General features: G+C 30.2%; 31 protein-coding genes and 1 pseudogene. 28 read left to right on the forward strand and 4 right to left on the reverse strand.

Annotated features, from left to right (window positions below):
• Positions 1 to 115 precede the first annotated feature (115 nt).
• The 3 genes from KA893_RS12855 to KA893_RS12865 all read left to right on the forward strand — a co-directional run bounded on the left by KA893_RS12855 (position 116) and on the right by KA893_RS12865 (position 1,549).
• Positions 116 to 520, forward strand: a complete 405-nt coding sequence (locus KA893_RS12855) for a hypothetical protein (RefSeq protein ID WP_210125872.1) — start codon at positions 116 to 118, stop codon at positions 518 to 520.
• A 180-nt stretch (positions 521 to 700) separates the two neighbouring features.
• Positions 701 to 1,018, forward strand: a complete 318-nt coding sequence (locus tag KA893_RS12860) for a hypothetical protein (protein ID WP_210125874.1) — start codon at positions 701 to 703, stop codon at positions 1,016 to 1,018.
• Between the two features lie 21 nt (positions 1,019 to 1,039).
• Positions 1,040 to 1,549 (forward strand): DUF536 domain-containing protein, encoded by a 510-nt coding sequence (locus tag KA893_RS12865; protein WP_210125876.1) that lies wholly within the window; start codon positions 1,040 to 1,042, stop codon positions 1,547 to 1,549.
• Positions 1,550 to 1,877: 328 nt separating this feature from the next.
• On the opposite strand, the gene KA893_RS12870 is transcribed toward KA893_RS12865, so the two are convergent.
• Positions 1,878 to 2,147, reverse strand: coding sequence for a Txe/YoeB family addiction module toxin (locus tag KA893_RS12870; RefSeq protein WP_210125878.1), 270 nt, complete (start codon positions 2,145 to 2,147; stop codon positions 1,878 to 1,880).
• A complete protein-coding gene (locus KA893_RS12875) occupies positions 2,147 to 2,395 on the reverse strand; it encodes a type II toxin-antitoxin system Phd/YefM family antitoxin (RefSeq protein ID WP_210125880.1) in 249 nt (82 codons plus the stop codon). Before KA893_RS12875 ends, KA893_RS12870 begins: the two co-directional genes overlap by 1 nt.
• A 152-nt stretch (positions 2,396 to 2,547) precedes the next feature.
• On the opposite strand from KA893_RS12875, the gene KA893_RS12880 reads away from it, so the two are divergent.
• The 3 genes from KA893_RS12880 to KA893_RS12890 all read left to right on the forward strand — a co-directional run bounded on the left by KA893_RS12880 (position 2,548) and on the right by KA893_RS12890 (position 6,497).
• On the forward strand, positions 2,548 to 3,000 hold the full coding sequence (locus KA893_RS12880) for a hypothetical protein (protein ID WP_210125882.1): 453 nt from the start codon (positions 2,548 to 2,550) through the stop codon (positions 2,998 to 3,000).
• A 363-nt stretch (positions 3,001 to 3,363) separates the two neighbouring features.
• Positions 3,364 to 3,753 (forward strand): hypothetical protein, encoded by a 390-nt coding sequence (locus tag KA893_RS12885; protein WP_210125884.1) that lies wholly within the window; start codon positions 3,364 to 3,366, stop codon positions 3,751 to 3,753.
• Between the two features lie 296 nt (positions 3,754 to 4,049).
• Positions 4,050 to 6,497 carry a DUF5906 domain-containing protein gene (locus KA893_RS12890; RefSeq protein ID WP_210125886.1) on the forward strand — a complete coding sequence of 816 codons (2,448 nt, stop codon included), beginning with the start codon at positions 4,050 to 4,052 and terminating at the stop codon, positions 6,495 to 6,497.
• Positions 6,498 to 6,760: 263 nt separating this feature from the next.
• Here KA893_RS12890 and KA893_RS12895 read toward each other — a convergent pair whose 3' ends face one another.
• Together KA893_RS12895 and KA893_RS12905 are read right to left on the reverse strand one after the other, a co-directional pair.
• The gene (locus tag KA893_RS12895; protein ID WP_210125888.1) at positions 6,761 to 8,353 is read right to left on the reverse strand and encodes a protein kinase family protein; all 1,593 of its coding nucleotides are present in this window, start codon (positions 8,351 to 8,353) and stop codon (positions 6,761 to 6,763) included.
• A gap of 390 nt (positions 8,354 to 8,743) precedes the next feature.
• The gene (locus tag KA893_RS12905) at positions 8,744 to 10,051 is read right to left on the reverse strand and encodes a type II restriction enzyme (RefSeq protein WP_210125890.1); all 1,308 of its coding nucleotides are present in this window, start codon (positions 10,049 to 10,051) and stop codon (positions 8,744 to 8,746) included.
• A gap of 145 nt (positions 10,052 to 10,196) precedes the next feature.
• Between KA893_RS12905 and KA893_RS12910 the strand changes: the two genes are divergently transcribed.
• The 22 genes and pseudogenes from KA893_RS12910 to KA893_RS13015 all read left to right on the forward strand — a co-directional run bounded on the left by KA893_RS12910 (position 10,197) and on the right by KA893_RS13015 (position 24,076).
• Positions 10,197 to 11,033 carry a DNA adenine methylase gene (locus tag KA893_RS12910; RefSeq protein WP_107597504.1) on the forward strand — a complete coding sequence of 279 codons (837 nt, stop codon included), beginning with the start codon at positions 10,197 to 10,199 and terminating at the stop codon, positions 11,031 to 11,033.
• 193 nt (positions 11,034 to 11,226) lie between these two features.
• Positions 11,227 to 11,502 (forward strand): annotated as a pseudogene (locus KA893_RS12915) (DDE-type integrase/transposase/recombinase); the annotation flags it as partial.
• 681 nt (positions 11,503 to 12,183) lie between these two features.
• The gene (locus KA893_RS12920) at positions 12,184 to 12,546 is read left to right on the forward strand and encodes a hypothetical protein (RefSeq protein ID WP_210125892.1); all 363 of its coding nucleotides are present in this window, start codon (positions 12,184 to 12,186) and stop codon (positions 12,544 to 12,546) included.
• Positions 12,547 to 12,549: 3 nt separating this feature from the next.
• Complete coding sequence (locus KA893_RS12925) at positions 12,550 to 13,434, forward strand: bifunctional DNA primase/polymerase (protein WP_210125894.1); 885 nt, start codon at positions 12,550 to 12,552, stop codon at positions 13,432 to 13,434.
• Positions 13,435 to 13,505: 71 nt separating this feature from the next.
• Entirely contained in the window at positions 13,506 to 13,757 is a 252-nt protein-coding gene (locus KA893_RS12930) for a hypothetical protein (RefSeq protein ID WP_210125896.1), read from the forward strand.
• 16 nt (positions 13,758 to 13,773) lie between these two features.
• Positions 13,774 to 14,022, forward strand: a complete 249-nt coding sequence (locus tag KA893_RS12935) for a hypothetical protein (protein ID WP_210125898.1) — start codon at positions 13,774 to 13,776, stop codon at positions 14,020 to 14,022.
• A gap of 84 nt (positions 14,023 to 14,106) precedes the next feature.
• Positions 14,107 to 14,523 (forward strand): hypothetical protein, encoded by a 417-nt coding sequence (locus tag KA893_RS12940; RefSeq protein WP_210125900.1) that lies wholly within the window; start codon positions 14,107 to 14,109, stop codon positions 14,521 to 14,523.
• A 141-nt stretch (positions 14,524 to 14,664) separates the two neighbouring features.
• The gene (locus KA893_RS12945; RefSeq protein ID WP_210125902.1) at positions 14,665 to 14,841 is read left to right on the forward strand and encodes a hypothetical protein; all 177 of its coding nucleotides are present in this window, start codon (positions 14,665 to 14,667) and stop codon (positions 14,839 to 14,841) included.
• 5 nt (positions 14,842 to 14,846) lie between these two features.
• A complete protein-coding gene (locus KA893_RS12950) occupies positions 14,847 to 15,323 on the forward strand; it encodes a hypothetical protein (RefSeq protein WP_210125904.1) in 477 nt (158 codons plus the stop codon).
• A 2-nt stretch (positions 15,324 to 15,325) separates the two neighbouring features.
• Complete coding sequence (locus KA893_RS12955) at positions 15,326 to 15,592, forward strand: hypothetical protein (protein ID WP_210125906.1); 267 nt, start codon at positions 15,326 to 15,328, stop codon at positions 15,590 to 15,592.
• A complete protein-coding gene (locus tag KA893_RS12960) occupies positions 15,585 to 15,887 on the forward strand; it encodes a hypothetical protein (RefSeq protein WP_210125908.1) in 303 nt (100 codons plus the stop codon). The genes KA893_RS12955 and KA893_RS12960 overlap by 8 nt, the downstream gene beginning before the upstream one ends.
• Positions 15,888 to 15,961: 74 nt before the next feature.
• Positions 15,962 to 16,663, forward strand: coding sequence for a hypothetical protein (locus tag KA893_RS12965; RefSeq protein ID WP_210125910.1), 702 nt, complete (start codon positions 15,962 to 15,964; stop codon positions 16,661 to 16,663).
• Between the two features lie 333 nt (positions 16,664 to 16,996).
• Positions 16,997 to 17,329, forward strand: coding sequence for a hypothetical protein (locus KA893_RS12970; protein ID WP_210125912.1), 333 nt, complete (start codon positions 16,997 to 16,999; stop codon positions 17,327 to 17,329).
• Positions 17,330 to 17,404: 75 nt separating this feature from the next.
• On the forward strand, positions 17,405 to 17,866 hold the full coding sequence (locus KA893_RS12975) for a hypothetical protein (RefSeq protein WP_210125914.1): 462 nt from the start codon (positions 17,405 to 17,407) through the stop codon (positions 17,864 to 17,866).
• 17 nt (positions 17,867 to 17,883) lie between these two features.
• Positions 17,884 to 18,426, forward strand: a complete 543-nt coding sequence (locus KA893_RS12980) for a RusA family crossover junction endodeoxyribonuclease (protein ID WP_210125916.1) — start codon at positions 17,884 to 17,886, stop codon at positions 18,424 to 18,426.
• A gap of 21 nt (positions 18,427 to 18,447) precedes the next feature.
• Positions 18,448 to 19,599 (forward strand): cell envelope integrity protein TolA, encoded by a 1,152-nt coding sequence (locus KA893_RS12985; RefSeq protein ID WP_210125918.1) that lies wholly within the window; start codon positions 18,448 to 18,450, stop codon positions 19,597 to 19,599.
• 17 nt (positions 19,600 to 19,616) lie between these two features.
• Positions 19,617 to 20,393 carry a hypothetical protein gene (locus KA893_RS12990; protein WP_210125920.1) on the forward strand — a complete coding sequence of 259 codons (777 nt, stop codon included), beginning with the start codon at positions 19,617 to 19,619 and terminating at the stop codon, positions 20,391 to 20,393.
• Positions 20,394 to 20,463: 70 nt separating this feature from the next.
• Positions 20,464 to 20,853, forward strand: coding sequence for a hypothetical protein (locus KA893_RS12995; RefSeq protein WP_210125922.1), 390 nt, complete (start codon positions 20,464 to 20,466; stop codon positions 20,851 to 20,853).
• A gap of 21 nt (positions 20,854 to 20,874) precedes the next feature.
• Positions 20,875 to 21,612, forward strand: a complete 738-nt coding sequence (locus KA893_RS13000) for a hypothetical protein (RefSeq protein WP_210125923.1) — start codon at positions 20,875 to 20,877, stop codon at positions 21,610 to 21,612.
• A 12-nt stretch (positions 21,613 to 21,624) separates the two neighbouring features.
• Positions 21,625 to 22,260, forward strand: coding sequence for a hypothetical protein (locus KA893_RS13005; protein ID WP_210125925.1), 636 nt, complete (start codon positions 21,625 to 21,627; stop codon positions 22,258 to 22,260).
• Between the two features lie 33 nt (positions 22,261 to 22,293).
• Complete coding sequence (locus KA893_RS13010; RefSeq protein WP_210125927.1) at positions 22,294 to 22,650, forward strand: hypothetical protein; 357 nt, start codon at positions 22,294 to 22,296, stop codon at positions 22,648 to 22,650.
• Between the two features lie 19 nt (positions 22,651 to 22,669).
• Positions 22,670 to 24,076, forward strand: a complete 1,407-nt coding sequence (locus KA893_RS13015) for a zonular occludens toxin domain-containing protein (RefSeq protein ID WP_210125929.1) — start codon at positions 22,670 to 22,672, stop codon at positions 24,074 to 24,076.
• Positions 24,077 to 24,209 lie beyond the last annotated feature (133 nt).

Genomic DNA, 24,209 nt, shown 5'->3' on the forward strand with positions numbered 1-24,209 from the left:
TTGTGGCTAGTTTTGGCATTTTCTTTTGGCTTGAAAAGTTATTTACTAATAGTCGTATTTTGTCAAAAGTGGTATAATATTAATAAGAGATATTATAAAGTTAGGAGGTTTTTTCGTGGAAAATTCCGAACAAGTTATACAAAAACTTTTAATTTTGAGCATGTATAATAAATTAAAAAGAACAGTTTTTTATCAACCAGTTATCATGGGTACAATTGAATTGAATAAAATACAACCACAATTAAGTGAGTTGATAACTTATATTCAAAATACATTTGAGTATTCTATATCCGATTTGAGTAAAGAATTTCATGTGTCACAAACAACTATCAAAAATTTAAAACACCAATATCCAAACACAAGTGAACGTATTCGCAAACTTTCAATTGATAAAATTTTAGATACTGCTTATCAATTTGCTCTGGTTTCCGATGGCAACCATTCTATATTAGAAAACGATGATTTTGAATTTACTGAACACATCTTAGATGAAATTAACAATATGATGGTTAGCGACTAATAGCTACTTTATCATTTTTTTAGTTACTAACCGACTAGCAACTAACTATTTCATTCCCTTGTTAGTTATTAACTAGCTACTAATTATTAGCTAATTATGTTAAAATAGCATTATAGCAAGGGTAGGGGAGTTAGCTAATAGTAACTAACTATCAACTAATACACGATAGGGGAGATAAAAATGAACGAAGAAATCGCAAAACAACTTATTAACGAATTGAAAATACAAAATGCACTTAGTGAACTTGAGCTTGATATAACTGCCAACATTGAAAGAGATAAGCAGATAGAAAAACTCGAAGAATTAATTAGTGAAAATGAAACCAAATTACACAAGATGAAATTTGATGCCGAAGGCGAATATAGTAAACAATATAATTACGTTGATAACTTAAAACAACAAGTCGTTGACTTACGCATGTCAGATATACCAACAATGCAATCTGCACTTATCAATTACAGCAAATACAAAAATCAAATTCGCAAACACAGACACTAATTTTTAAAGAGGTAATGAAAAATGAAAACTGTAAAACAACTTGCCGATGAACTAGGAGTTGCCAAACAAACAATTAACAATAACAAACCTGATGATATGCCATATACCAAAATCAAAAACATTAACCACATTGATGAAGAACTCGAAAAGGTTATAACTGAAAATATAAAAAATAGCCCACGTTATCAAGATGAGCGAAACAATGTTGCAGATGATATTGGCAACGAAGTAGGTAACAATCAAGAGAAGGAATTAGAATTATTAGAAAGAAACCAAGAACTACAAGAACAAAACAATCTTGAATTGCGTGAAGAAATTAAACGACTTCATCACCAATTAGCGACTAAAGACGAACAAATTAATAAGTATTCTGAACTATTGCGTAACCAACAAGTCCTAGCTTTAGATAGCAACAAAAAAGTTGAAAAGCTAGAGAGCCAAATGGAACAAGAACAAGAGCATCAAATTAAACAAGAAAACAAATCACCAACTAGCAAAGGTTTAATTAGTCGCTTATTTAGTCGGAAATAGCTAATAATTAGCTAATAATTAGCTACCGGTTGTTTTGTCAAAATCAGTATATATAGACACATGTGCCACTTGTTGATATAATGATTTTATACCTTTTGTTTATTGTTTTTACTTTTGAAAAACTCGTTTTTTTCATCTTTAAAATTCAATATATTTTTTTCAATCATCAAACAATATTTATCATCACCGTTTTCACCAACGGTTGTTGGTTTTTATCGTCGAAGTCCTACTATTAATAGTAGGACTTTTTTTATGGGAAATTATAAAATTGTTATATAAAGTCTAAAAAAACTACCAAACTGTTTCTTTTCACAGTACGGTAGTTTTATTATTTATAATGGTAACGACAAGAAGCTATCATAATTGATGTATCATTCACCGTATAAACCAATCTATGTTCTTGATTGATACGCCGACTGTAATATCCCGAAAGACTACCTACTAGCTTCTCAGGTTTGCCAATGCCTTCTAATGCACCTTCTCTGCTAATACTTTTCAACAACTTATTAATTCTTTTTATCATCGCTCTATCTTTAAGTTGAAAATACTCATAATCTTCAAATGCTTGTGGTGAAAAAGTAATATTTAATTTAGCCATTAAACATCTATTTCCTTTATTTTTCCTTCACCACTTTCTAAATCTTCAATTGCTTGTGATAAATGTTTAGCATTAGCAGGGTTTTGTTGTAGGTATAATGTTTCCATAATTGCATCATAATCATTTTCTGACATTAGTACAGCGTTACGGTCTTTTGTTGTGATTGTGATTGTATCACTATCATCATTTACTTTATCAATCATTTCTCTGAAATTTTCTCTAACAAATGAATAATTTTTTGTCGCCATTTTATACGCCTCCTTATCTACTGTCTTAATTGTACAATTTATTGTACAAAAAATCAATTAGTTTTATTTATATTCACTTTATAAACATGTATAATCTTACTTAATAAATATATTCAAAGTACAGATAGAATATAATAAAGGGAGGAATATTTTTGACACAAAATAAAGATTTATATTTGTTCATTCGACTAGGTGAAAAAGAAGAAAAACATGATAACATTATTGATAGAAATTATCGTGGTTTTAGTCCAGATATGACTTCAGAAGAAATTTATAATTCTGCACGTGGTTACTGGTGGTTAGATACTGACAAATTCCAAAGATTAATAAGAATTTTCATCATTCATGACAATACAGTTGTCATGGAAATAAACCCTGATTTAGAAACAGGTCTAATGGAAATAACACAAGAACAAAGTGAAGAAAATAATATAAAAAAAGGTAAGAAATACTTTGAAGGTACATATGAAGATATAGCAGAGTTTCATAATGATGTAGGACAACCTTGTTCATTCATTTGGCAACAAAACAATATCAAATATTGCACAGATTATGAGTACATAAATGAAGGTATATTAGGCGTTCCTCAGCACGATATACTTTAAAAGCTATTCAACAGTGCTTTTATCATGATTGCCAACTTTCAGTACATATCAGAATTTGTGAGTAGAATAGAATAGAGTAGATTATATTATTTTTATTAAAAAGTGGATAACACGACAAAGAAGCCCTAACCAATGAACGCTAATGAAACATTGGAAAGGGCTTCTTATGTTCTATCCTAGTCACTACACACAGATAGAATGTTGAATAATCAACTAAGGTTATTATAGCATATGTTGACGAAGGATATTAGTGTATTTTGTGTCAACAATTAATAAAACATATTTTATTATTCTTGATTTTATAACTCTAATTTGATATTATAATAAGTAAGAAATAATATATTTCCTAAGGAGGTACAAAAAATGATGAATAATGAACAAGCTAAATTACATCAATTAAAATATGATTATTTAAAATTAATGATTGAAAAAGCCGAAAAAATTTACGAAGTAGCAGAAAAATCTCAAAAACAAGTTATTTTAACTTTTGATAAACGAGATGTTTTTTATAGAACTATCAATAGTTTTAAAGCGTTCTTTTCAACATTAAATAACCAATATACATTAGAACGTTTTGCAAAAGAAAAATTAAATAGCAGTTACAACACAATAAGAAGATTATGTCTTGAAAAAACATCACCAAACTTTAGAAAAGAAACTATTCTAAACTTAATAAATGTTTTTTATGAATTATTAGAAGAATTGGAAGAATTTAATTCAGAAGAACAATCGTTAGAAGTCGCACACGCATGATACAATTAAACAAAGACAAAAAATAAGAGCAACTATTCTGGAAAAATAGTTACTCTAAAAGGTAAGTCCACCAACACCGGTCAAAGTTGTAAGTGGATAACGACAAAAGCTTTATTAATTTAACACTTTTAGTTTATCACAAATGACTAAAAAGGTCATTTCTAATTTGTTCTTATATAAAGTATACCATATATACTGATTTTGTACAATAAGAACTCAAGTGTTATTGCTATGTAAACACTGTCGTGGTGGGCTTCCTTTTGAAAACTCTTACATTCAGAAAGGAAGTTATTTTTATGGAAAACAATAATACGCTAATACAAAATCAAAACGAATTTGAAAATAACATTGAAGAACAAGATAAAATGAACGAAGAAGAACAAGATTTAACCAATATGAAATACAATATTGGTTCAAAAGAAGGTAACGACTTAGCCTTTGAAACTTTTAACAAAACAATTAGCGAAATATGTGAAGAATTAGAAATAGCAATTAGTGAAGATTTCTATTTCATTCCCGCCTCAAACAACTATTACACTATCCATGAATTATTCACTGATGAAGCCGAAAATAAGTCAATAGCTGAAAAGATAAGATATTATATAGACCTCGTTAGTGAATTAATAATATTACAAAAAAATCGAGTTACATTTCCTTCTGTAAACTCACCATTTGCCAAGTATTATCTTGATACATTGTTCTTCATAAAAGATGGACGTTATCCACTTTACAAAGAAAATTCTTTTAACGATGTTATCAAAAGTGGCTATTCAAATCATTTTTTCGTAAAAGGTCAAAAAGTTATCAATGATATTTTAGAAATAGAAAAGAAAATAAATACAGAATACGATGTCATTTGGGGATTAGTAGATAAAATAAATGACAATACTGATGAGAATATCAACATCAAATTCCCAACAGATGTTATTTCAGAAAGCGATGATACATCATCAGACATCAAAGAGTGTAAGAAAAAACTATTTAGTTTCTTAAATACACTAAAAACAACTACAAATACATTATGTGATAAATTATCCGAGCCAGTGGAAAAAGAGAAAGAAAAAGGGGTAAGCCACTTATCTGATTTAATTTTCAAATTCTTCCACATCGCTTTTGTTTCATTAGAAGATGACATTGGAATAAAAGGAAGAATGAAATTTAAAGATTTTCCCGAACACAGTCAAGAAATTTTAAGCCCTATCATTAGTGTCTTAGACTTAAAAACTCAAACATGGACACCCCTTAACCGTTGTGCCGACAATATCATTTCAGTTATAGATGATGGCACATTTACTGTTAAAGAAAGTGTCAAAGTTGTAAATAATATATATAGTATATTAGTCAACGACCCAAAAAATACTGATGTACTAACTTACAATCCTTTTGTAATTCCTTTCAATAACGGTAACTATAATGTTATGACTAAAGAATTTAAAGAAAACCCTGACAACTTTGACGAACCTATACCGGCTCGATTAAAAGTTAAATACAATGAAGATGCAAATTACCATAATTGCGAGAAATACGGTACTACACCTTTCGAATTTGTGACATTCCCATTTGTAAATGGCGATTATACAAAAGAAGAAGCCAAAGAACGTGAAATCTATGCCGGGAATGTAATTGCCGACATCTTAACACCATTCAATCGAGCTATTGGTGGCGACAGTATTTATTGGCTTGCCGGTGACGGTGGTTCAGGCAAAACAACTTACGTTGAAATGATACAAATGCTTGTAGGTAATGCCCAATCTCGTAACGTTGAAATTGCGTTTTTAGATAATAACCAATTCGCTTTAGGGGATATATTCGGTAAATACGCCCTTATCGGTAACGAAGCAACAGATAGTGGTTCTCTCGGTGTTACCAAGTTGAAACAGATTGCTTCAGGGGATAGAGTACCTTATGAAGAAAAATTTAAACAATCTCGTTCATCAATACCAACACTGACACCAATCATTACTTCAAACGGCGCACCTAACCTTAAACAAGATGGTGGTGCAAGTGAAAGACGTTTCAAAGTTATCAAATTTAACGTTGTCTTTGAGAAACAATCAATATCAGACAAATACAGAAGTGCTAATCCAACCAAAGTTAATCCGGCTATCAAGACGCATGCACTCAAAGATAATTACTTCTTAGAATGTATCGCAAAATACGCCATTGATATGTTAAGTGAACACGCTATTAGAAATAAATATAGCTTAGAAATTCCAATACCAAAATCTGTTAAAGACGATACATCTGATGCAGTTAAGCAAAATGATATTGTTAGTGCCTTTGCAGACTTCTTAGGTAATACAGTTGATAAACCAATTCCTATGACTGCCGAACATCTTTACACTGTTTATGAAGTTTTTGCCGAAGTGACAGGAAAAGAAAAATTCAAAGGTAATCCACAAAAATTTGCCAATGAGATTGTTACACACGAAGCCATTATTAAATTAAAACGTGGTGAAGAATATGAATATAAAAACGAACAAACTTTAAAACCAATCAAAAAACAATCAAAAAATTCTATTGTAAACAAACAAATAGATTTAGTGAATAGTATTAGTGGTAGCCAAGAATTTAATGGCTTTACGCATGTACAAAATAACTCAAACAATATCGACAAAAACAAAACGTATAACGTTTTATGGATAGTTCCTTTTGAAAATCAAGAACCAACAACTACAGAAGATTTGTACGAAGAAAGTAAAGAAACAGGTAAACCTGTTTCAGATGATGATTTAGCATTTTAAAAAGAATATTTGAAAAACCATCGCTTTTGAGTGGTGGTTTTTTTAGGTTCTGTTGCAAAGTTGAATTTATAGTATAATTTTAATAAAAAGGAGTCTTTTGTATGAACTATTTCAGATATAAACAATTTAACAAGGATGTTATCATGGACTATCGGATGAACAGGTTAAATATATAATAGACAATGTGGTTATAAAGACTATACTAGTTCACTTGGTCTTATAAATTAAGATCAAACAGGAGGTATTAAACCTCCTGTTTTTGTTTATATATATTTTTCTAATCGTTCAGTTATAAATGTATATGATTCTACTATCTCTTTAGCATGCTTAATTAACATTTTTTCTTTTTCAATATCATAAGTTTTAAATTTAAAAGTCATGCTTGAGTTAGGACTTTTGTTATCATTTATTAAAATATAGAATGAATTGAGATTATCTAATAAATTATTATGATTATTTTTTAAATCTTTATCCCTATATACATTTACAGGATCTTTGTTTCCATATATAGTTAAATACGATTCTAAAATGAGCATATCTTCTAAAGAATAAGCAGAAGGATTTTCTGCAATTTGGACTACTTTCTGTTTAACTTTAACTAAATTTTCTTTTTGATTAGTATATATATCAATATCTCTTTTATCTATTATAAAATTAAATCTGCTATTTCCTTTTACCTGCTGTTCATCATTTGTAATTTCTATAAAGGCTCCTTTAATTTCTAATAAAGTTTGAAATCTCTTATTACTATCAGGATTAGTTCCTGTATCTACAAATTTTTTAGTTCTTTCCGATATATTGTCTATATTTTTTCTTCCCGTTATAACAAAATTCAAAAGTATTGTTAATGCGTATATTTCATGCAAAATACCATAGTTTTTAAAACCAATACGCCTTAAATCTGGGTCATTTAAACTACCTTTTAATTCTGTATCTAGTGATGTTAAAGTCGAATCAATTGTTTTTACTAATCCAAAGTCACTTAATTTCACGACTGGGATTGTATCATATTTTTTTATTAATACATTAGTAAAACTTAAATCTCTATGTAAAACTTCTTTAGAATGGAGATACTCTAATCCTTTAATAATTTGTAAACCAATATTCTGCCTTTCTTTCATATCTATATGCGGGAATGCTTCTATATAATCTTTCAATGTAAAATCAGCATATTCCATTACATATTCATTATGCTCACTATCAAACTTATATACTTCAACGATGTATGGGGAATTTAATTCTTTAAGAGTTTTGTACTCGTTTTTGAATCTTTCAATTTCTTTCTCATTCAAATTTTTCTTCGCACTTTTTAATATGAAATGCTTATTATAAAACGAATCTTTATACTTAAATACCTTTGCGTAAGAACCTTCTCCTACTAATTTTAGTTTATTTCTTTTTACCACTTCTTCAATCCCTGCACGTGTAATGGTAATTGAATTATTCAACAAAAATATTGGCTTTTCATAATAAAGTGTTATTTTATTTGTATTTTCAGGTATTTCACTACCACCCGAATAAACAAGAAAATCATTACACTTATTGATAATTTGTCTATAATATTCGTCTATATAAAATGCATATTCTGTCTTTTTCGTTGCTCTTATTAATTCAAATGTCGATTCTATAACATCTATTAATCGTCTACTACTATTAGCCCAAAAATGATTAGGCTTACTTTTTGTAGGTAGTCGAGTATTCATCAATTTAAATGATTCTATATATTCACTATGAAATTTTGACAACAATGTTTTTATTCTCGAATCAGCTATATGATCATATAATTCCATATATACAGTTGAATCTATATTTTCAAATTTTAATTCTAATGTTCTCACTATATTTGTATTGTACATCTAACTTCCATCCTCTAGGTTTTTAACTATTATAACTCAATATTATAGTATGTTGATTATTATAAAAAATAAGTTATTTTCTGTACACTCTAACCTTTTAATAAGTTAAATAGCACATTAGACGAGCAACAAAAGTTATTATATAACCAAAAATCTTTAGCATTACAGTCTAATGAAAAGATTAAGCAATTAGAAACGAACTTAGAAATAGTAAATAATACTGAAGAGTCAAGTACATCAACATCTGAATCAAATAAAAACTCAAGTAAGGTTGATGATTTATACAGTGACTTACGTAATGAAAGATAATAAGAAGAATCCAACGGCTTTTTCAGCAAATTGTTCGAAAAAAATAAGGAGTGGCTCTGACCACTCCGTTAATAGTTATATTTATATTTCTTCAGGAAGATTGGCAATCCATTTAATCCAACCTCTGATTGTACTACTTCTACGTTCTCTAGTAACATCAGAACCTACGTTATATATATTGCATTTCTTCATATAGTCGACAGTTTCTTTCTTACTAGGAACTTGATTATTCTTAATATAATGTTTGAATGCTAAATAGAATGGCTTGTGTGAGATAATTTCAGTAGCAAGTGATAGATATTTCTCTTTTATTTCTTTTTGCATAATATCTAACCCTTTTTTAGTTATTCTATATGCGATTTCATTGTCTTCGTCAGTAAACTTCTCTATTAAACCTAAATATATTCCTGCATTTGTGTAGTATCCAGTCTGTCTTGAAGTGAAGTCATAATTAAGAGTTATTTCTTCGAACATTAAATCTTTTTCAACTAATAAGTTAAGTAAATCTATAACTCTTTCGAAGCTATCGGCTTGTGGAAACGGCACAAGTGGCTCTGGAACTTCATTAGCATTTTTATAAAGGTTACTTAAGTCGTCTTTGATGATACTTTTATGATTAAACATGAAATTGACTTGTTTCACTAATTGTAGTGAGTTGTAGTTATTAATATCAACAACATCATAAATAAAGAAGCTATACACATCATTCGACAAAGTGAAGAAGATAGGTCTTATTTTTTTATTAGTACGAGAACGTAAAGTTCTAAAAGGATAGTATAATTGACGAGCCATAAAATCTTCAGCCGTATGCATTTTAGATTCGACAATTAAAAAGTGGTTTTTACTTTCGTAGCTACCATCGATTTCTATTTGCGAATTCTCTACCCCAAAATTATAGTTAGTATTAGTAGTTTTATTAAGAACATCATAAGAGAATGTTCCTGAACCCATTCTACCAGTAACAGTTAAATCTAAATTTTCATTGTTTGCTAGTTTACTAAGCATTCTACTGATATGTGCAATATTTAATGCGACACTTTCAGATGTAACGATTTGAGGTTTAATGGTATCGATAGTATGTGGGAAACTAACGATTTCTGGCTTGATAGTTTCATCATATTTAAGTTCTTTATATACATCAAAGTTTCCGATAACGTAGTTCCCACGGCGATTTGGCAAAATCACAAGATTTTCATCTTTAAATTGTATAGGTAAGTTATTGTAATGGTCAAACTTTGTCATTAGTCGAGGCTCTCTAACCTTTTTAATATCATCTGCAGATATTTCATAGAAACCATTTTTATGGCAATCATCGACAATATCGTGCGTTTCAAATAGTAATTGCCATGCTTTATCGTTTTTTGTATCTAATTTCTTCTTATCAGCCATATCTAACACCATCCTTTTTAGTTAATTTAATTATAAATGGGATGGTAAAATAATGAAAATATTAATAGGAGCACAAACAGTTGCGTAAGCATGTTATTATAAATAAATAGAACGAGCGTTCGTAAATAAATTTAAGGTGATTTATATGACTAAAAATAATGAAATAATAAAACCAATACTTAAGTATGTAGGTGGTAAATCAAAAGTTTTACCAGATATTAAGGCGAATATGCCATCAGAATATAACCGATATTTTGAGCCATTTTTAGGTGGTGCCAGCGTTTTATTAGGTATTCAACCTAAATCGGCGATAGTTAATGATATTAATTTTGAAGTTATTAATCTTTATAGAGTAGTTAAAAACAATCCATGCGAATTAATTGAGGATTTAAAAAGGCACGTGAATGAAAAAGAGTATTACTATAGCATCAGAGCATTAGATAGAGATGAGGAATTATTTGCTAAATTAACTGCTGTTGAACGTGCATCACGTATACTTTATATTAATAAAACTGGGTTTAATGGTATTTTACGATATTCTCAAAAAGGGTATTTAAATGTACCAATGGGGAAGTATAAAAACCCTAATATCGTAAATGAGGAAGGCATTTTAAAATTAAGTAAGTACTTAAATGAAAATGATATAACAATTCTAAACACCGATTTCATAGAGGCTTGTGCTGATGCAAAAGAAGGAGACTTTATATATTCCGATTCTCCATATATTCCCATCAGTAAAACGTCAGATTTCACTTCATATAATGCAGATGGCTTTACAATAGAAGACCAAATTCGCTTAAGAGATTTAGCCTTAGATTTAGACAAAAGAGGCTGCAAAGTAATGTTGAGCAATAGCTCAGCAGATATGGTGTATGATTTATATAGGGGCTTTAATATTAGACACGTTGAAGTCGCAAGAGCAATTAACAGTAAAGGGGATGGTCGTGGTAAAATTAAAGAGGTATTAATAACGAATTACTAATGAAAAGGAGTAATTTATATGGCAACTACAGTAAATGAAAATAACAGTCAGCTATTTAAAGATGTGTTGAAGTAAGTAAAAGCTGAAGAAATACCCTATATTATTTCGTTTAGTGAAGATAAGCAACGTACTTTCGCTATATTTACTAATCCAGACGTGCAACTTTATGATGACATTGAAGACGGTGACATTACTTGCGATTTCGGTGAAAATGGCGGATTTATTACTCATTAAAGCTTTTAAACTTAAACCTGACTGTCATTGTACATCGAAATATCTGAATAACCTCATTGAGCAAGATCACCGTCATATTAAAGTAAGAAAGACAAGGTATCAAAGTATCAATACAGCAAAGAATACTTTAAAAGGTATTGAATGTATTTACGCTCTATATAAAAAGAACCGCAGGTCTCTTCAGATCTACGGATTTTCGCCATGCCACGAAATTAGCATCATGCTAGCAAGTTAAGCGAACACTGACATGATAAATTAGTGGTTAGCTATATTTTTTTTTACTTTGCAACAGAACCTTTTTTTACTTTTTTTAGATTTTATAACAACTATTTATACTCACAGAAAATCATATTCTACTAATAGATAAGTCAAAATATTATTCCGTAAAATAATTTAAATTATAAAAGATAATATTTATTTTGATAATAGTGTAATATTATAATGATTTTACTTTATCTAAATAAAGGATTGTAACCTTTTGTAACCCTTTGTAACCTTTGTGTAACCCTCCTCCGACTTAGAGTCACAAGGGTTTGCCAAAAAAGGTTACAAAGTTACACTTGAATATTCTTTAACGCGCGCGAGGAAAAAAAGAAAGTATTATTAAATTAAGGGTCTTATATATATTTGCTTTTTTGGGTGTAACCTTGTAACCTTTTGGCTTTTTTTTAAGTACCAAAACTCTGTCCCCCAACCACACCAATGGTTACAGAGGTTACAAAAAAGGTTACACATAGGGTTACAAAAGGTTACAAAAGGTTACAATCTTGGAATATAGAAAAAATGGTAAATTAACAAAGTAAATTAAAGTAGATGTTAAAGCGTTCATTTTTAAGTTCATATTATATGTACAATTATTGACTTATTAAACGAATTGTTATACAATAGATTTAACAAAGATAAAGAGGGTGAAAAAATGACGAGTTATTCTCGGTATACATTTGGTAAAAATGTCATTGAAGATTTAGAAAAAGCAACACAAGATAGTCGTTTAATGAAATCACGTATAGATGTTTTTAAAACGTTACTTACACTTATAAATAATGGTTATTATGATGAACTTTTTGAAAGTAATAACGTGAAAGAACAACGTATAAACTTACCGAGTGGGTTGTCAAAAAAAGCCAATCATTATACCAAGCAATATGGTTATAAACGATTATCTGATGCCATTGAAGATATTTTGAGATATGAACTAGATAGTGGTAAATCACAAACTGATTTAGATGAAAAATATTACGAAATAATGAAAGATAATGAACAACAGAAAGGGGAATAATTTATGTCTATTCAAGCAAATTATAAACACTACCCTTTGACGATACGTTTATTTAGTAAGACAAATGAAAGTGGCAAACCGAAGATGGTTCCAGTAGCAAGTTGGGTCAAACGAGATGGCAAAGGACAACCGGTTGTACCTTATACTAAAAACGTCACAAACGGTTATGATATAGGTATGGTACTTGAACGATTATTTGTCATAGATATTGATGTCGGACATGGTAACAACGTTGATGGCAAGCAGTCATTTCATAATTGGATAATGGAACATGGTGTTGAAGAAAGAAATCAAATACTTCAAGATGTATCAGACACCATGAGAGTAAACACGCCGAGTGGTGGCGTACATATTTACTTTATAATACCTCACCATATGGATAGCTATACCGGGCAACGAAGTGTGGGTGCGATGGACGGTGTTGATTTACTGACAGGAAAGAACAGTTATACACCGGCACCAAATACTCAACGAGCAGATGGTAAATATGAGCTACACGAAAAGAGTGGTGAGAACATCAAAGAAGCACCGGAATGGGTTGTTAAGTTGTTTGAAGAAGCAAGTAAACGTAAGAACACTGCCATAGCCGATAACGAAAAAACACTTATGGGTAGTGAAGGTGGTCTTTTTAACAAGTATCTAACATCTATGAGAAAAGGTTTTAATTCGGGTACGAGAAATGAAATGATAACAAAACTAAGTGGTAAATTGGCTAGAGATTTAGCTAAAGGAAACATTTCAAAAGATAATGCGTTGTTCGTATTAGAAGTAACAGGTCGAAATTGTAATCCCTCGATGGATAGCAAAGAAATTGAAACAAGTTGGAATAGTGTATTGAAAAGAGAGAAAGAGAATAAAAGATTATATGGGAAAAGAAAAAGAATTTAAGGACATGTAACTTTTACACGTCCAATAAAAAAAAGGTGGTAATAATAATGGGAACAATATTATATAATTTTTTGGATAAAATCGAAGTTAATGAAAGTATCGTTTTAGAAGAAGAAAGTGATTTGTTTATTGAACGCTCTTCTGATTTAAAAGAACGTTACGAACTGATGGAAAAAGAAACTGCATTTAAAGTGTTTAATGGTAATCAAGAAGTAGGCACATTGACGAAATGGAATGATGGAACTGTCGATTATTTTTCATATGATGATAACAAAGACCAACAATTAGAATATGTAGAAGATTTGGTTAAATTTCTTAAATAATATAGGAGGATAAGGCATGACACATTTTGAACGAGTAGAATGGATATTGTTTCAGTCGAAAGTTTCGACAAGAGAATTGAAGAAAATCACAGGTGTTTCGAAACAGACGATACTTGATTATCGGACAGGTAAAAAGGACATTTTGTCTAAAATGAAATATAAAACGGCTTTGAATTTAGAAGAAAGTTTTGATGAAGTTAGGGCAATTGACGAAAAGTGCTATGATTGGCGATGGGATAGAGAAACAGGCGAAGATAGATATTAAAAAGTTTCCTAAATGTTACAGTTTGGAATAAATTGTAGGCATTTAGGAAATCAAAAAAATATATTTAAAGGGGGAATGAAGTAAATGATAAATTTAGACCGAGTTAAATGGGTTTTATTTCAATCAAAAGTTTCAACGAAAGAAATAGCATATGTTATGAAAAACATTTCCAAAGGCACCATCTTGGATTATAGAACGGGGAAAAAAATTATTGAAAATAACATGTTAATAAAGACTGCAATTAAGATTGATGAAGTTTATGAAGAAATAAAAAAGATTGATAAAAAGTACGAAAATTGGCAGTGGGATAAAACAACAGGCGAAGATAAAAACAATAGTTTTTGGCAATGGCGTAAAAGAAAGAAAAAGGATAAAAGCGATGAAAAATTAGAGAAGCTGAAAGAAGAACATGAAAAGAGAAGAAATAGAAATAAAAGCAAAAATAAAAAGCGTGGGAATGGAATAGTGCCAATGCAAAGTTCTCGAAATAAGAGAAGATAATATAAAAGGTGTTAAATATTGACACCTAATATATTTATTGATACTATGTAATTAGTTGGAAAGAAATGATTATATTTTTTTTACAGTATTAGGTGTTAAATTTTAACACTTAAAATAGTCAAAAAAAGAGAGGTAATTGTGATGTACAAATTACCGAATGGTAATTTAATAGAATTTAATATCAGTCATCGAGTTAAAGGTGATAGAAAAGCAACGGATAAAGATTTTGAAAGACATTTTAAAGACGAGAAAAAACGTAATGAAGCAAAAGAAATTTTTACAGTTTATAACGAAATAACTAATCAATTTAAAGGGTGATGTATATGAGTAAATCAGAAATAAGACTTACTGAAGTAAGAGCAAAACAAGCAAATAAATTAAGACAAAAACATAAAGATACACTTGGTCTTACGCAAGAAGATTTTTACAATCACATTTTGAAAAAGGTAGTAGCGAATGATTATGCGTATATGAGGGGGCGTGAAAGAAAAGATAAAACAAGAGTTAAAATTGATAAGGAATTAAAAAATAAAGCATCTGAAAAAGCTAAGTATTTAGGCTTTTCTACATTAAATGAAATGTTAGAAGAAATCATAGCTAAAGAATATAAGGATAGCGTCTACAAATCAAAAAAAGCGTATGAAAGGTTTGAGAGTGTGGGTAAAAAACATTTAGAAATTGCTAGTGAAAATAAAAGGCGAAAAAACTATGAAGATTTAACGTCTGAAGAAAAAGTTGAAATGAAAAGTAAAATTAAAAAAGCTAAGCAAAAACGTGATGAAAGAAGAAGGGAGGATTAAATATGAAAAACAAAATTAGCACTTCAATCACGCTGTCGGAAGATGTAGTTAAAGCATTAGACATTATTGTAAAAGAGTATGAAGGGAATTTGCCTATTAAAAGTCGGTCGAGATTATTTGAATATTTAACTAAAAGAATAGTTGATGAAATTCTTAACGACGAAGCAACATTTATAAATAATGTTGAAAACGTTAAAAAAGAACTGGAATTAAATGGATATACAGAAAATACTTATTTTTCCCCTAAAGGAGATGGTGACGATGAATGAACAAGAAAGAATTTCCGAAATTGTGTGCGAAGAACTGTATGGGAAAATGTTTAGCGAACTTTCGTACCATGACAAAATGATGATTGAAAGCATAGCTATTAGCTTAATGAAAAGTAAAATTAAATCAGATGAAAATGTGATATTGGAACCTCAAGCGATTAAGGAAATGCAAATGTTGTTGTCTGTAGAAATGTATGAATTAAATTTAGATTTTATTGATGATAAGCAAAGAACTTCGGTAAACAGAGTGGTAAATAAAATCTTTGGAAGCAAGTTTCAGATGATGCTTACCTGACCTAAAGTAACATTGAGAAACACAAGCGATTTTTGGTGCGTATAACTTCTGAGAAATTAAAGAGGGTTTTAACGATGAATAATTATGAACTACCGATTTATACGAAAATGGGAAGGACAATCGAGGAAATACGAGAATTATTAAATCGTATACGCCAATCACGTATCAAGATACAAAATAACCCGGTAGCGATAAAACAACGGTCAAAAGGTCTTTTCTGTGGAACAATGCTTCTGCCTTCAGAACTGGCAATGCGTACAGAAGCAATACTACACGCATATGGCTATGAAGATATTGCCGACTTTTTATTGACGATAAAACCGAAACATCAACATACAGTGGATTGTTATATACCCTTTTATATTAAGCAAGAGGACGTGTATAAGACCATTTTAAAACGTATCGCAAATGGTGATGATGATTTGTGTGAAGTAAAGCCTTTGATTGAATGTAAGCTCTGTGAGAGCTTCACAGATACGTTTGTACACCAACGAGCGAAGGAAGGCACACGAGATGTAATCACTAGACGAAAAGTCCTTTTTGCCCCACGTAAAGATAAACTATTGGATATTGACGAAGTAACGTGGTTACAAGCAGTGAAACGGTTTAATGAGGTGGATAAATACGAAGAACTCGGCATTGATAACTATGCGAATGAGATGTATCAACGAGAACTAGCAACAATGGAAGATGACGAAACAAATGGACATCAACTCACGGGTTTTAATAAAGAGCGTATGAAACAGATTTTGCGTAAACAAAATAAACGTAGATAGGATTGATGATTGTTATTGCTAGTTAGTCGCAAAAATATAATTATATTTTTAAACGTGAGCGTGATGGACAAAAAACTAAAAACTTGATAAAAACAACGATTATAAATGATTTATAAAAATGAAAGTAAAGAAAAAAAATAAAATATTTCAACCTCTTAAAGATGTTGTAATGACAGTAAAACATTGATTTGTTGCTATTTTTACGCAATAATTAATTGCTTCATAATATTGTGATTATACAGAATATATGTTATGTTGTATTTAACATCAAATCAAAGGAGGTTGATTGAATTTTAAAGATGTAAAAATAATAAAAAAACGAGGTGAAAAAATATGAAACAACAAACAAAAGGTCGCTTAAAAACAACTGGTGAATTGTTTTTAGCAGTATTAATCGGTGTCATTATTGGCGTACTCGTCTTACTTTTAATGTTTGGTTTTGATTATTCAAAAAAATCTTATGAACAAGCAAATGCAAACGCACATGAATTGGAACAGATTGAAAACAAAATAGATAAGATGAATTATGATGCGATGAGAACAAAAGATGATTTGAAAAGAAATAAAAAAGAAGTACGAAATGTAAGAAAAGATTTGAGAGAAATGGAAGAAGGTAAAAGTTTGGTAGAACAAGATGAAAAATATGGTTTCTATCGAGCGAATTAGTAAAAAAGCAACCACCTACCAACGAGCATGTTGGTAGTAGTGGTTGATACATAATAAAAAAAAGAGGTGTACAAAATGGAAAATGAAAATAAAAAAATGGTTGAACAATATGAGGAACAAGTAGCACGAGAAGGCAAAGATAGAGAAAAACGTGGCACAGTGATGCTACTTGGTAATCGAGAATATTACTTTAAGTTTTTACAGAATGAACATAGAGATATGGTAGGTAAAACAGAAAAAGGATTAGTTGAACATATGTTAAAGAAAATTATTGTTGGTGATTATGATGATTTACAACCTGAAGAACCTGAAAGTAAACGTAGAATGTTTGTAAATAAAGAATTACGAGATAAAGCAGATGAACGAGCAAAAGCAAATGGTTTTAGCAATATAAGTGAAATGATTAATCGTATTATTAAGAAAGAAGGTTATGAACAACCTCGTAAGAAGTTTGGTAATCGAGCATTTGCATTTAAACAAATTGGTGAAGATGAAATTGATATGAGTGAAATGAATGGTGGTAATAAGGAAGAATAATATAGAAGGTGTAGCAAATGGAGTATTTAAGCAATGTAAATTTCACGCTTTTCACAAAAGGTATATCGGCAGGCAGACCACAAATATATAAAAACGGTGGCGTTGGTGATACACCAAGATATAACCAATTTAAAAAAGAAATAGAAGAAATACTATTGAGAGATTTAGATGAATATACACTTAATCACATTATGAAATGTTTTGAAGAAGGTACGGGGTATGAAGTAGTCATTACTTGTTATTATAAAGTTGTCAATTCGGACTATTGGAACACGCCGATGATAACAACGCCCGATGTTGATAATGTGGCAAAAGCGTTATTCGACCAAATACTCGGACGATTAGGTATTAATGATAGTAAGATATTTGATTTAAGAATTAGAAAATATTATGGGAAAGAAAATAAGATAGACTTTGATATAAACACTTATGATATTAAGAAATATGAAAGTTATAACAAAGTAAGAAATAAAGAAAGACGTAAAAAACGTGAACGAAAAAAAGAAGCAAGTTTTGAAGAACGATGGAATAAATATAAAGAAATATTCGAATTAGATTAAAGTGAAAGGGTGGTGAATGTAATGGGTAGAAAACTCAAAGAAGAAAAACGAAAGAAAGTAAGTTTTACGACAGGCGAGGATATAATTGAAATGCTCGATTTTTTAATACAGTCATCTAAAGGCGTTGTACCTATTCAATCGAGAAGTCATTTAATAGAGTTACTGATTAAATCGTTTTGTTATCAAGTTTTAAATGGATATAACACATTTTTATATGATGTGGAAGATATAAAAGAAAAGTTGGAAGCCAATGGCTTTAACCGTAATACGTTGACAGTATTGAATAGTGATAGTGCTTACCAATATGTTGAATATCAAGAGAAGATTGAGAAGCAGTCGAACGCTATAGAGAAAATGAAACAAGATGCTCGAGAAATGAATGAAACCGTAGAACGTAAAAAAGCAGAGAAAAAAGCACTTGAAGAAGAAATAGCAAAATTGAAAGCAGAAAGAGAAAAATATGGTAGCAGTGAAGCAACGTTTAAAGATGAAAATAGAAATCATAAACAACCTGAAGTGAAACGTAACACGAAAGAAAAATCTAATAACCGAAGAAAGAGAAATCAGTCACGAGAAGTTATTGCAACAGTCGATGGTGTTGTTTTTGTAGATGTTTTAACAGATACACAAATTGAAATATTAACAAAAGAAAATTACCAAGACAAATTACAAAAGCGTGGTTATTTTGTTCAGATGAGCGAAGATGGTGAATTAGAAATATCAGGTAAAACCATTGGAGTGCTAAAGAAATATGGTGATATGGAATTTGAAGGTTATGAAGAAAATACAGATGATGTCAAAGAAATAGTAAAAGAAGCAGATGGACGCATTACGGAAGATGACGAAGGAAATAAGTATTTTATTATTGGCTTAACTGAAATAAACGAGAAAAAATATAAAAATTATGAGTACCCGAAAGGTATAGGTCAGTATGGAGTAATTTATATTTCTAGTAAAAACGAACAAGTGGTTGATAAGTATATGTTTTACGATGACAAACCAATGAAAACAATAGATAAAAATGTTATTGATTATCTCATTGCAGAAATTGCAGAAGAAACAGAAACAACTTACAAAGCATTGTTTAAACAAGTAAATAGAGAAGATGAATTGAAATACTTCAAAGAAGATTTAGCAAATAATCGTACACCGATGATAAGAATAATTGAATGAGAAAAGGGGTGGTATCAATGGTAGTTATGACAAACTATGAGAGTTTTGAAAATTTTGAGTTAAGTTTTTATACGTTGAAAGGAAATATAAATGAATTGCTTGAAGAACTTGAAGTTAGAGAAATGACGAAAAATGCACTTGAACGTGATATTCAAAGACTTGAAAAAAATGCAGAAGATATGGAATTAGATATTGGTGAAGTGATTGCACAACTTGAAAGTAATGAAGAAGAACGTGAATTTGAAGAATTTGATATTGAAGAAAGTAATTATGGTGCAGAAAACGAAGCTATTGAAGGGTTACAATCAGTGAAATCGGCATTAAATAGTTTGTTAAATGTTGATAGAGATAAAGCAGAAGATTTAGTAGAGAATTATCAAACGTTGATTAGTGAAGTTTATCGTAACTTAAATGAAGTTTTTGATTATCATGGCGACGAAGAAGTAAAAAGAATATTGGTAAATAACACAGGCAGTATCGCAGATGCTAGAGATGGTATAAAAGAAGCGTGGGATAACGCAAAAATTAACATGAAAATAGCATTTGATGATGAATTAGATTTTGAAGGGAACGAACTTGGTAAACGAGTGAGTGTAATTAATAATGAATTGGTTTATAACGAAAAACACTCGGTTAAGGCAATTCAATTAGTACCTCCTTTAAAAACAGGTTTAGAAAACTTGGTAGAAGTTTTAACTAAAAACGAGTTGTATTCCGAAGAAATAGAAGAATACTTCGCAGTGGTGAATGAGAGAGCAAGCGAACTTCTTAAATGGTTTTCGTCATGGCGATAAAATAATAAAACATTAAAGGTGGTGGTAAGGAACATAAAAATAATGAAGAAAACGAAAGGTGGTAGAACATATGGAAAAAGAACAAAGAATGAAAGAATGTTTAGCGAGGTTTTGTTATTCACAAGAGTATGAAAGGTTATCAGAGTTAGAGCAAAATAGAGTAACTGCTTTGATAGACGAGATGATTAGTCAAATGAATACAAATGATAACAAAACGTCACTCGACAAAGTGGTAGAAAAATTAGGCACTGAAAGAGAATACTATGAGGTTGAAATGGAGGAAAATGAAGAACGATTTACTGAAATTGTCGAAGAATTAAGAAGGTATAGTAATGAAATCAAAACAGAAACATCAATTTTGGAAAATATAAAACACGATATTAGGCAAGAAAGATTAAAGCTAGAAGATGCAGTAGCTTATTTAGACGATAAAATAAACAAAATGGTGAATGAATTTTAAATACAGAAAGGTTTGATAAATATGTTGAATTTTACAGATGAAAATGCAGAACGAAAAGCGTTGTTTGAGCGAAAATTATCTGCAAAAACAATGCTAATAACTTATATGATAATGACGGTATTCATGCTATTCTTTCCGGGTGTTAGTCAACCGGGAGGTTGGTTTGGTTTCTTATTCGTACTTATAGTATTTGGTGGTATGCTATTTGTACAAACGACATTCCCAATTGATGAAATCTTTTTAAATGTATTAGTTGGGTTTATTTTAACAAAAGGTATTTTATCGGTACTTTATGGCACTATACATTCAAACACAATTAGTACAGGAGTAGATGAAGAAATTAAAATACCTTTTGTGGCAACATTGTTCTTAATTGAGGTTATTGTTTGTATTTTTAACTTTGTCGTTTTCTATAATGGTTTTAGAATGGTTAGAAAAAGCGAAGAAGCAATGCCATTTGAAGTTGAATTTTTCACTAAGTCACCGAGAGTAACATTTATTGGAACAATCATTGGTGCATTTGTTGCTTCATTCTTTGTAAGTGGTGGTTACGACACTGGTGAAGGTATTGGAAAAGTTATCATGGTAATCCTTTTTGTCATTGGTTATCTAATTGGTAGAGGTATTTTAAATGGAACAATGAAAGAAAATATTAGTCAACACATGGATAATAGACGAGAAGTAAAACGACAAGCAAGAGAAGAAATGATGAAAAAACATTATAAAAACAAAGTTAAAGGTGGAAGATTTAGAAGATAACGAGGTGAAAATATGATGGTTTCAGATAAATTAGAGAAGGAACTAGAAGAAGAACTAGAAGAAATGGCAATTCTAGGATTAGAGCGATTTAAGAAAGATAAACAAAAAACAAAAGATAAAAATATGCTTGAAAAAGATGATGCAGACTTGGTAAATAATGAATTTGAAGAAGTGGATAGTGATGTGTTCCATGATGGAACACTCACTACTTCTGAAAATGAATTAAATGATGATGAAGCATGTCACGAATATTTAAGTTTAATTGTGTTTAATGAAGAAAAAATAGGTTGTGTATATGAAGAAAATCAGATATTCAAAACAGATAATACACGAAACAATCAAGAAATGTGTGCAAAATCAATAAGTGAAAACATTACTGATGATAAAGAAGAACAACGATTATTGGAAAGTATACTTAATGAAAAGTTTTCATTAAATGAAGAAGATGGTGACTTAACTGTATTTGAAGGTTTTGAAATGGATACGGTGAAGTCCGAAGAAAACGAAACTATCGTTGCCCTTATTTACGATATGGAAAGAGATGAAATTACAAGTTTTGAAATAGCAAAAGAAGATATTGAAGATTTAGATATGAATGGAATTGGTAACTATGTTTACGATGAATACTTTGAAAGTTTAGAAGATTAGAAAATTAAAAAAATGAAAGAGTGGTGAAGAATAATGAAATTTATTCAAGTAGTCATATCTTTAATAGGTATTGTAGGTAGTATTTTAATTGGAGGTATATTTGCGTTATCAGGTCTTTTTCAATTATTAGGTGTATTAGACCGAGAAGGTATGGGAATTAATTTAATTTTTGGTTTTGGAGTATTGTTCATAGGTTGTGTTGTTGTTCCGTATCTAGCGAAAATGTTTTTTGGAACAGGTGAAAAGCGACCGAGTAATAATGGTAATCCAATCAGTAATTTGTTTGGAAACATAAAAGAAAATAAAGAAATTGTAGAGAGAGAAGCACTTGAAATGAAAGAAGATAGTTTAGAAATAAACGAAATGTTTAATAAATACAAAAAGCAATAAGAAAAAAGGAGTGATTAATATGCGGGGTAATACTGAAAGAATATATAACTGCATTGGTTATAAAGAAGATAAGAATGGTGAATTGCCAACTTTGTTACAATATTATCCTATGGAAAAATATAATCCAACTTTCAGAAAAGATGCTAAAAGATATGAAAGTGAACTTGAAGGATTATTGGAAAAAGGGTCAGAAATGGCTTTAAACATGGATTTGTGGAGTAAAAAATCGGATTATATTAAATTGAGAGAACTCCAAAGAAAAACGGGCGAAGTATTTGATGCAGAGGAAAATTATATGGCTATAATGGGTCGAGTGGAAGAAGGTTATGTATTTTCTATTCTTGAAGCCCCTTATGGTTTTAGTAGAGAGAATTTAAAAGAAAAAGCAGAACGAATGAATACATCTTTGCTTAATGCAGAAGAAGTAATTCTTTGCGACATTGATGTAAAAACATTACGTTTGGAACATAATAATTTTTTATTCAAACTTAATCCAAAACTGACTTTGTTATTTAGAGATGAGGCAAGCCCTGACCCATTAGATAATATTTGGGAAATAGAAAGTGCTAGGGATATAGATTATGATTTGAAAAAAATGGAATTTTATACTGCTATTGGTGAAACAGGTGATAAAGTTGCTATACCGTTTAAAGAAAACGGTGGTTTCTTAGTTACAGGTGTCCCCGGTTCCGGTAAATCTGCTTCTTTCTTACCTTTACTAACTTCAATGTTGTATCAAGATGCAATAGATTTAACATTGGTAGACGGTAAGACTGCACCAAGTGAATTAGATGATTTTAGAGAATATGGTTTAGCCGATGTATATAAATTGAAAGTAAACGAAGGCGAACGAAACTTCGAGGAAATTTTAAAAGTGCTAAAAGATTTTGACGAAGGATTGGCAAAAAGAGCAGATGAATTTAAAGAAAAATATAACGTAGCAAACTTTTGGCATATTCCAATTGAAGAACGACCAAAATTGAAGATGTTGGTCATAGACGAGTGTCAAGTTTTCTTTAATACAACAGGTAAGAAAACAGAAGATAAAAAACTTATTGAAGCAATAAGCTCTACTGTTGAGAATTCCGTTCGTATCGGACGAGCTTATGGAGGTATGGTTTGCTTATCAACACAAAAACCTTCTCGGAACTCAATGCCATCTGATTTGAGAGATACCTGTGCATTACGGGTGGCGTTACAAACTAAAACGCAAGAAGCAGAAAGAATGATATTAGGTGAACGAAGTGGTGAAGAACCTGACAGATTACTTGCGACAAAAATTGGTAAAAAACCGGGCGTTGCTATTACAGAAAACGAAGGTGGCGACCGAGAAAGAATAAGATTTGTATTTTATCGATATGAAAATTTTATAGAAGATTTGAAAGAGATTAAAGAAGAAAAACGAAAGAAAATGATGTCGAAATAATTTTAAAGACGAACTCAACCTTAAAAAACAGGTTGAGTTTTTTATTTCTGTTTTTAAATGACTAAAGTAGACAACTGACTAAAATAGACAGTATTATTTATAAGCCAAAAGGAAATGCCAAAACTAGCCACAA

It is taken from the genome of Staphylococcus sp. GDY8P126P, from assembly GCF_017891965.1.
Classification (GTDB): Bacteria; Bacillota; Bacilli; order Staphylococcales; family Staphylococcaceae; genus Staphylococcus; species Staphylococcus saprophyticus.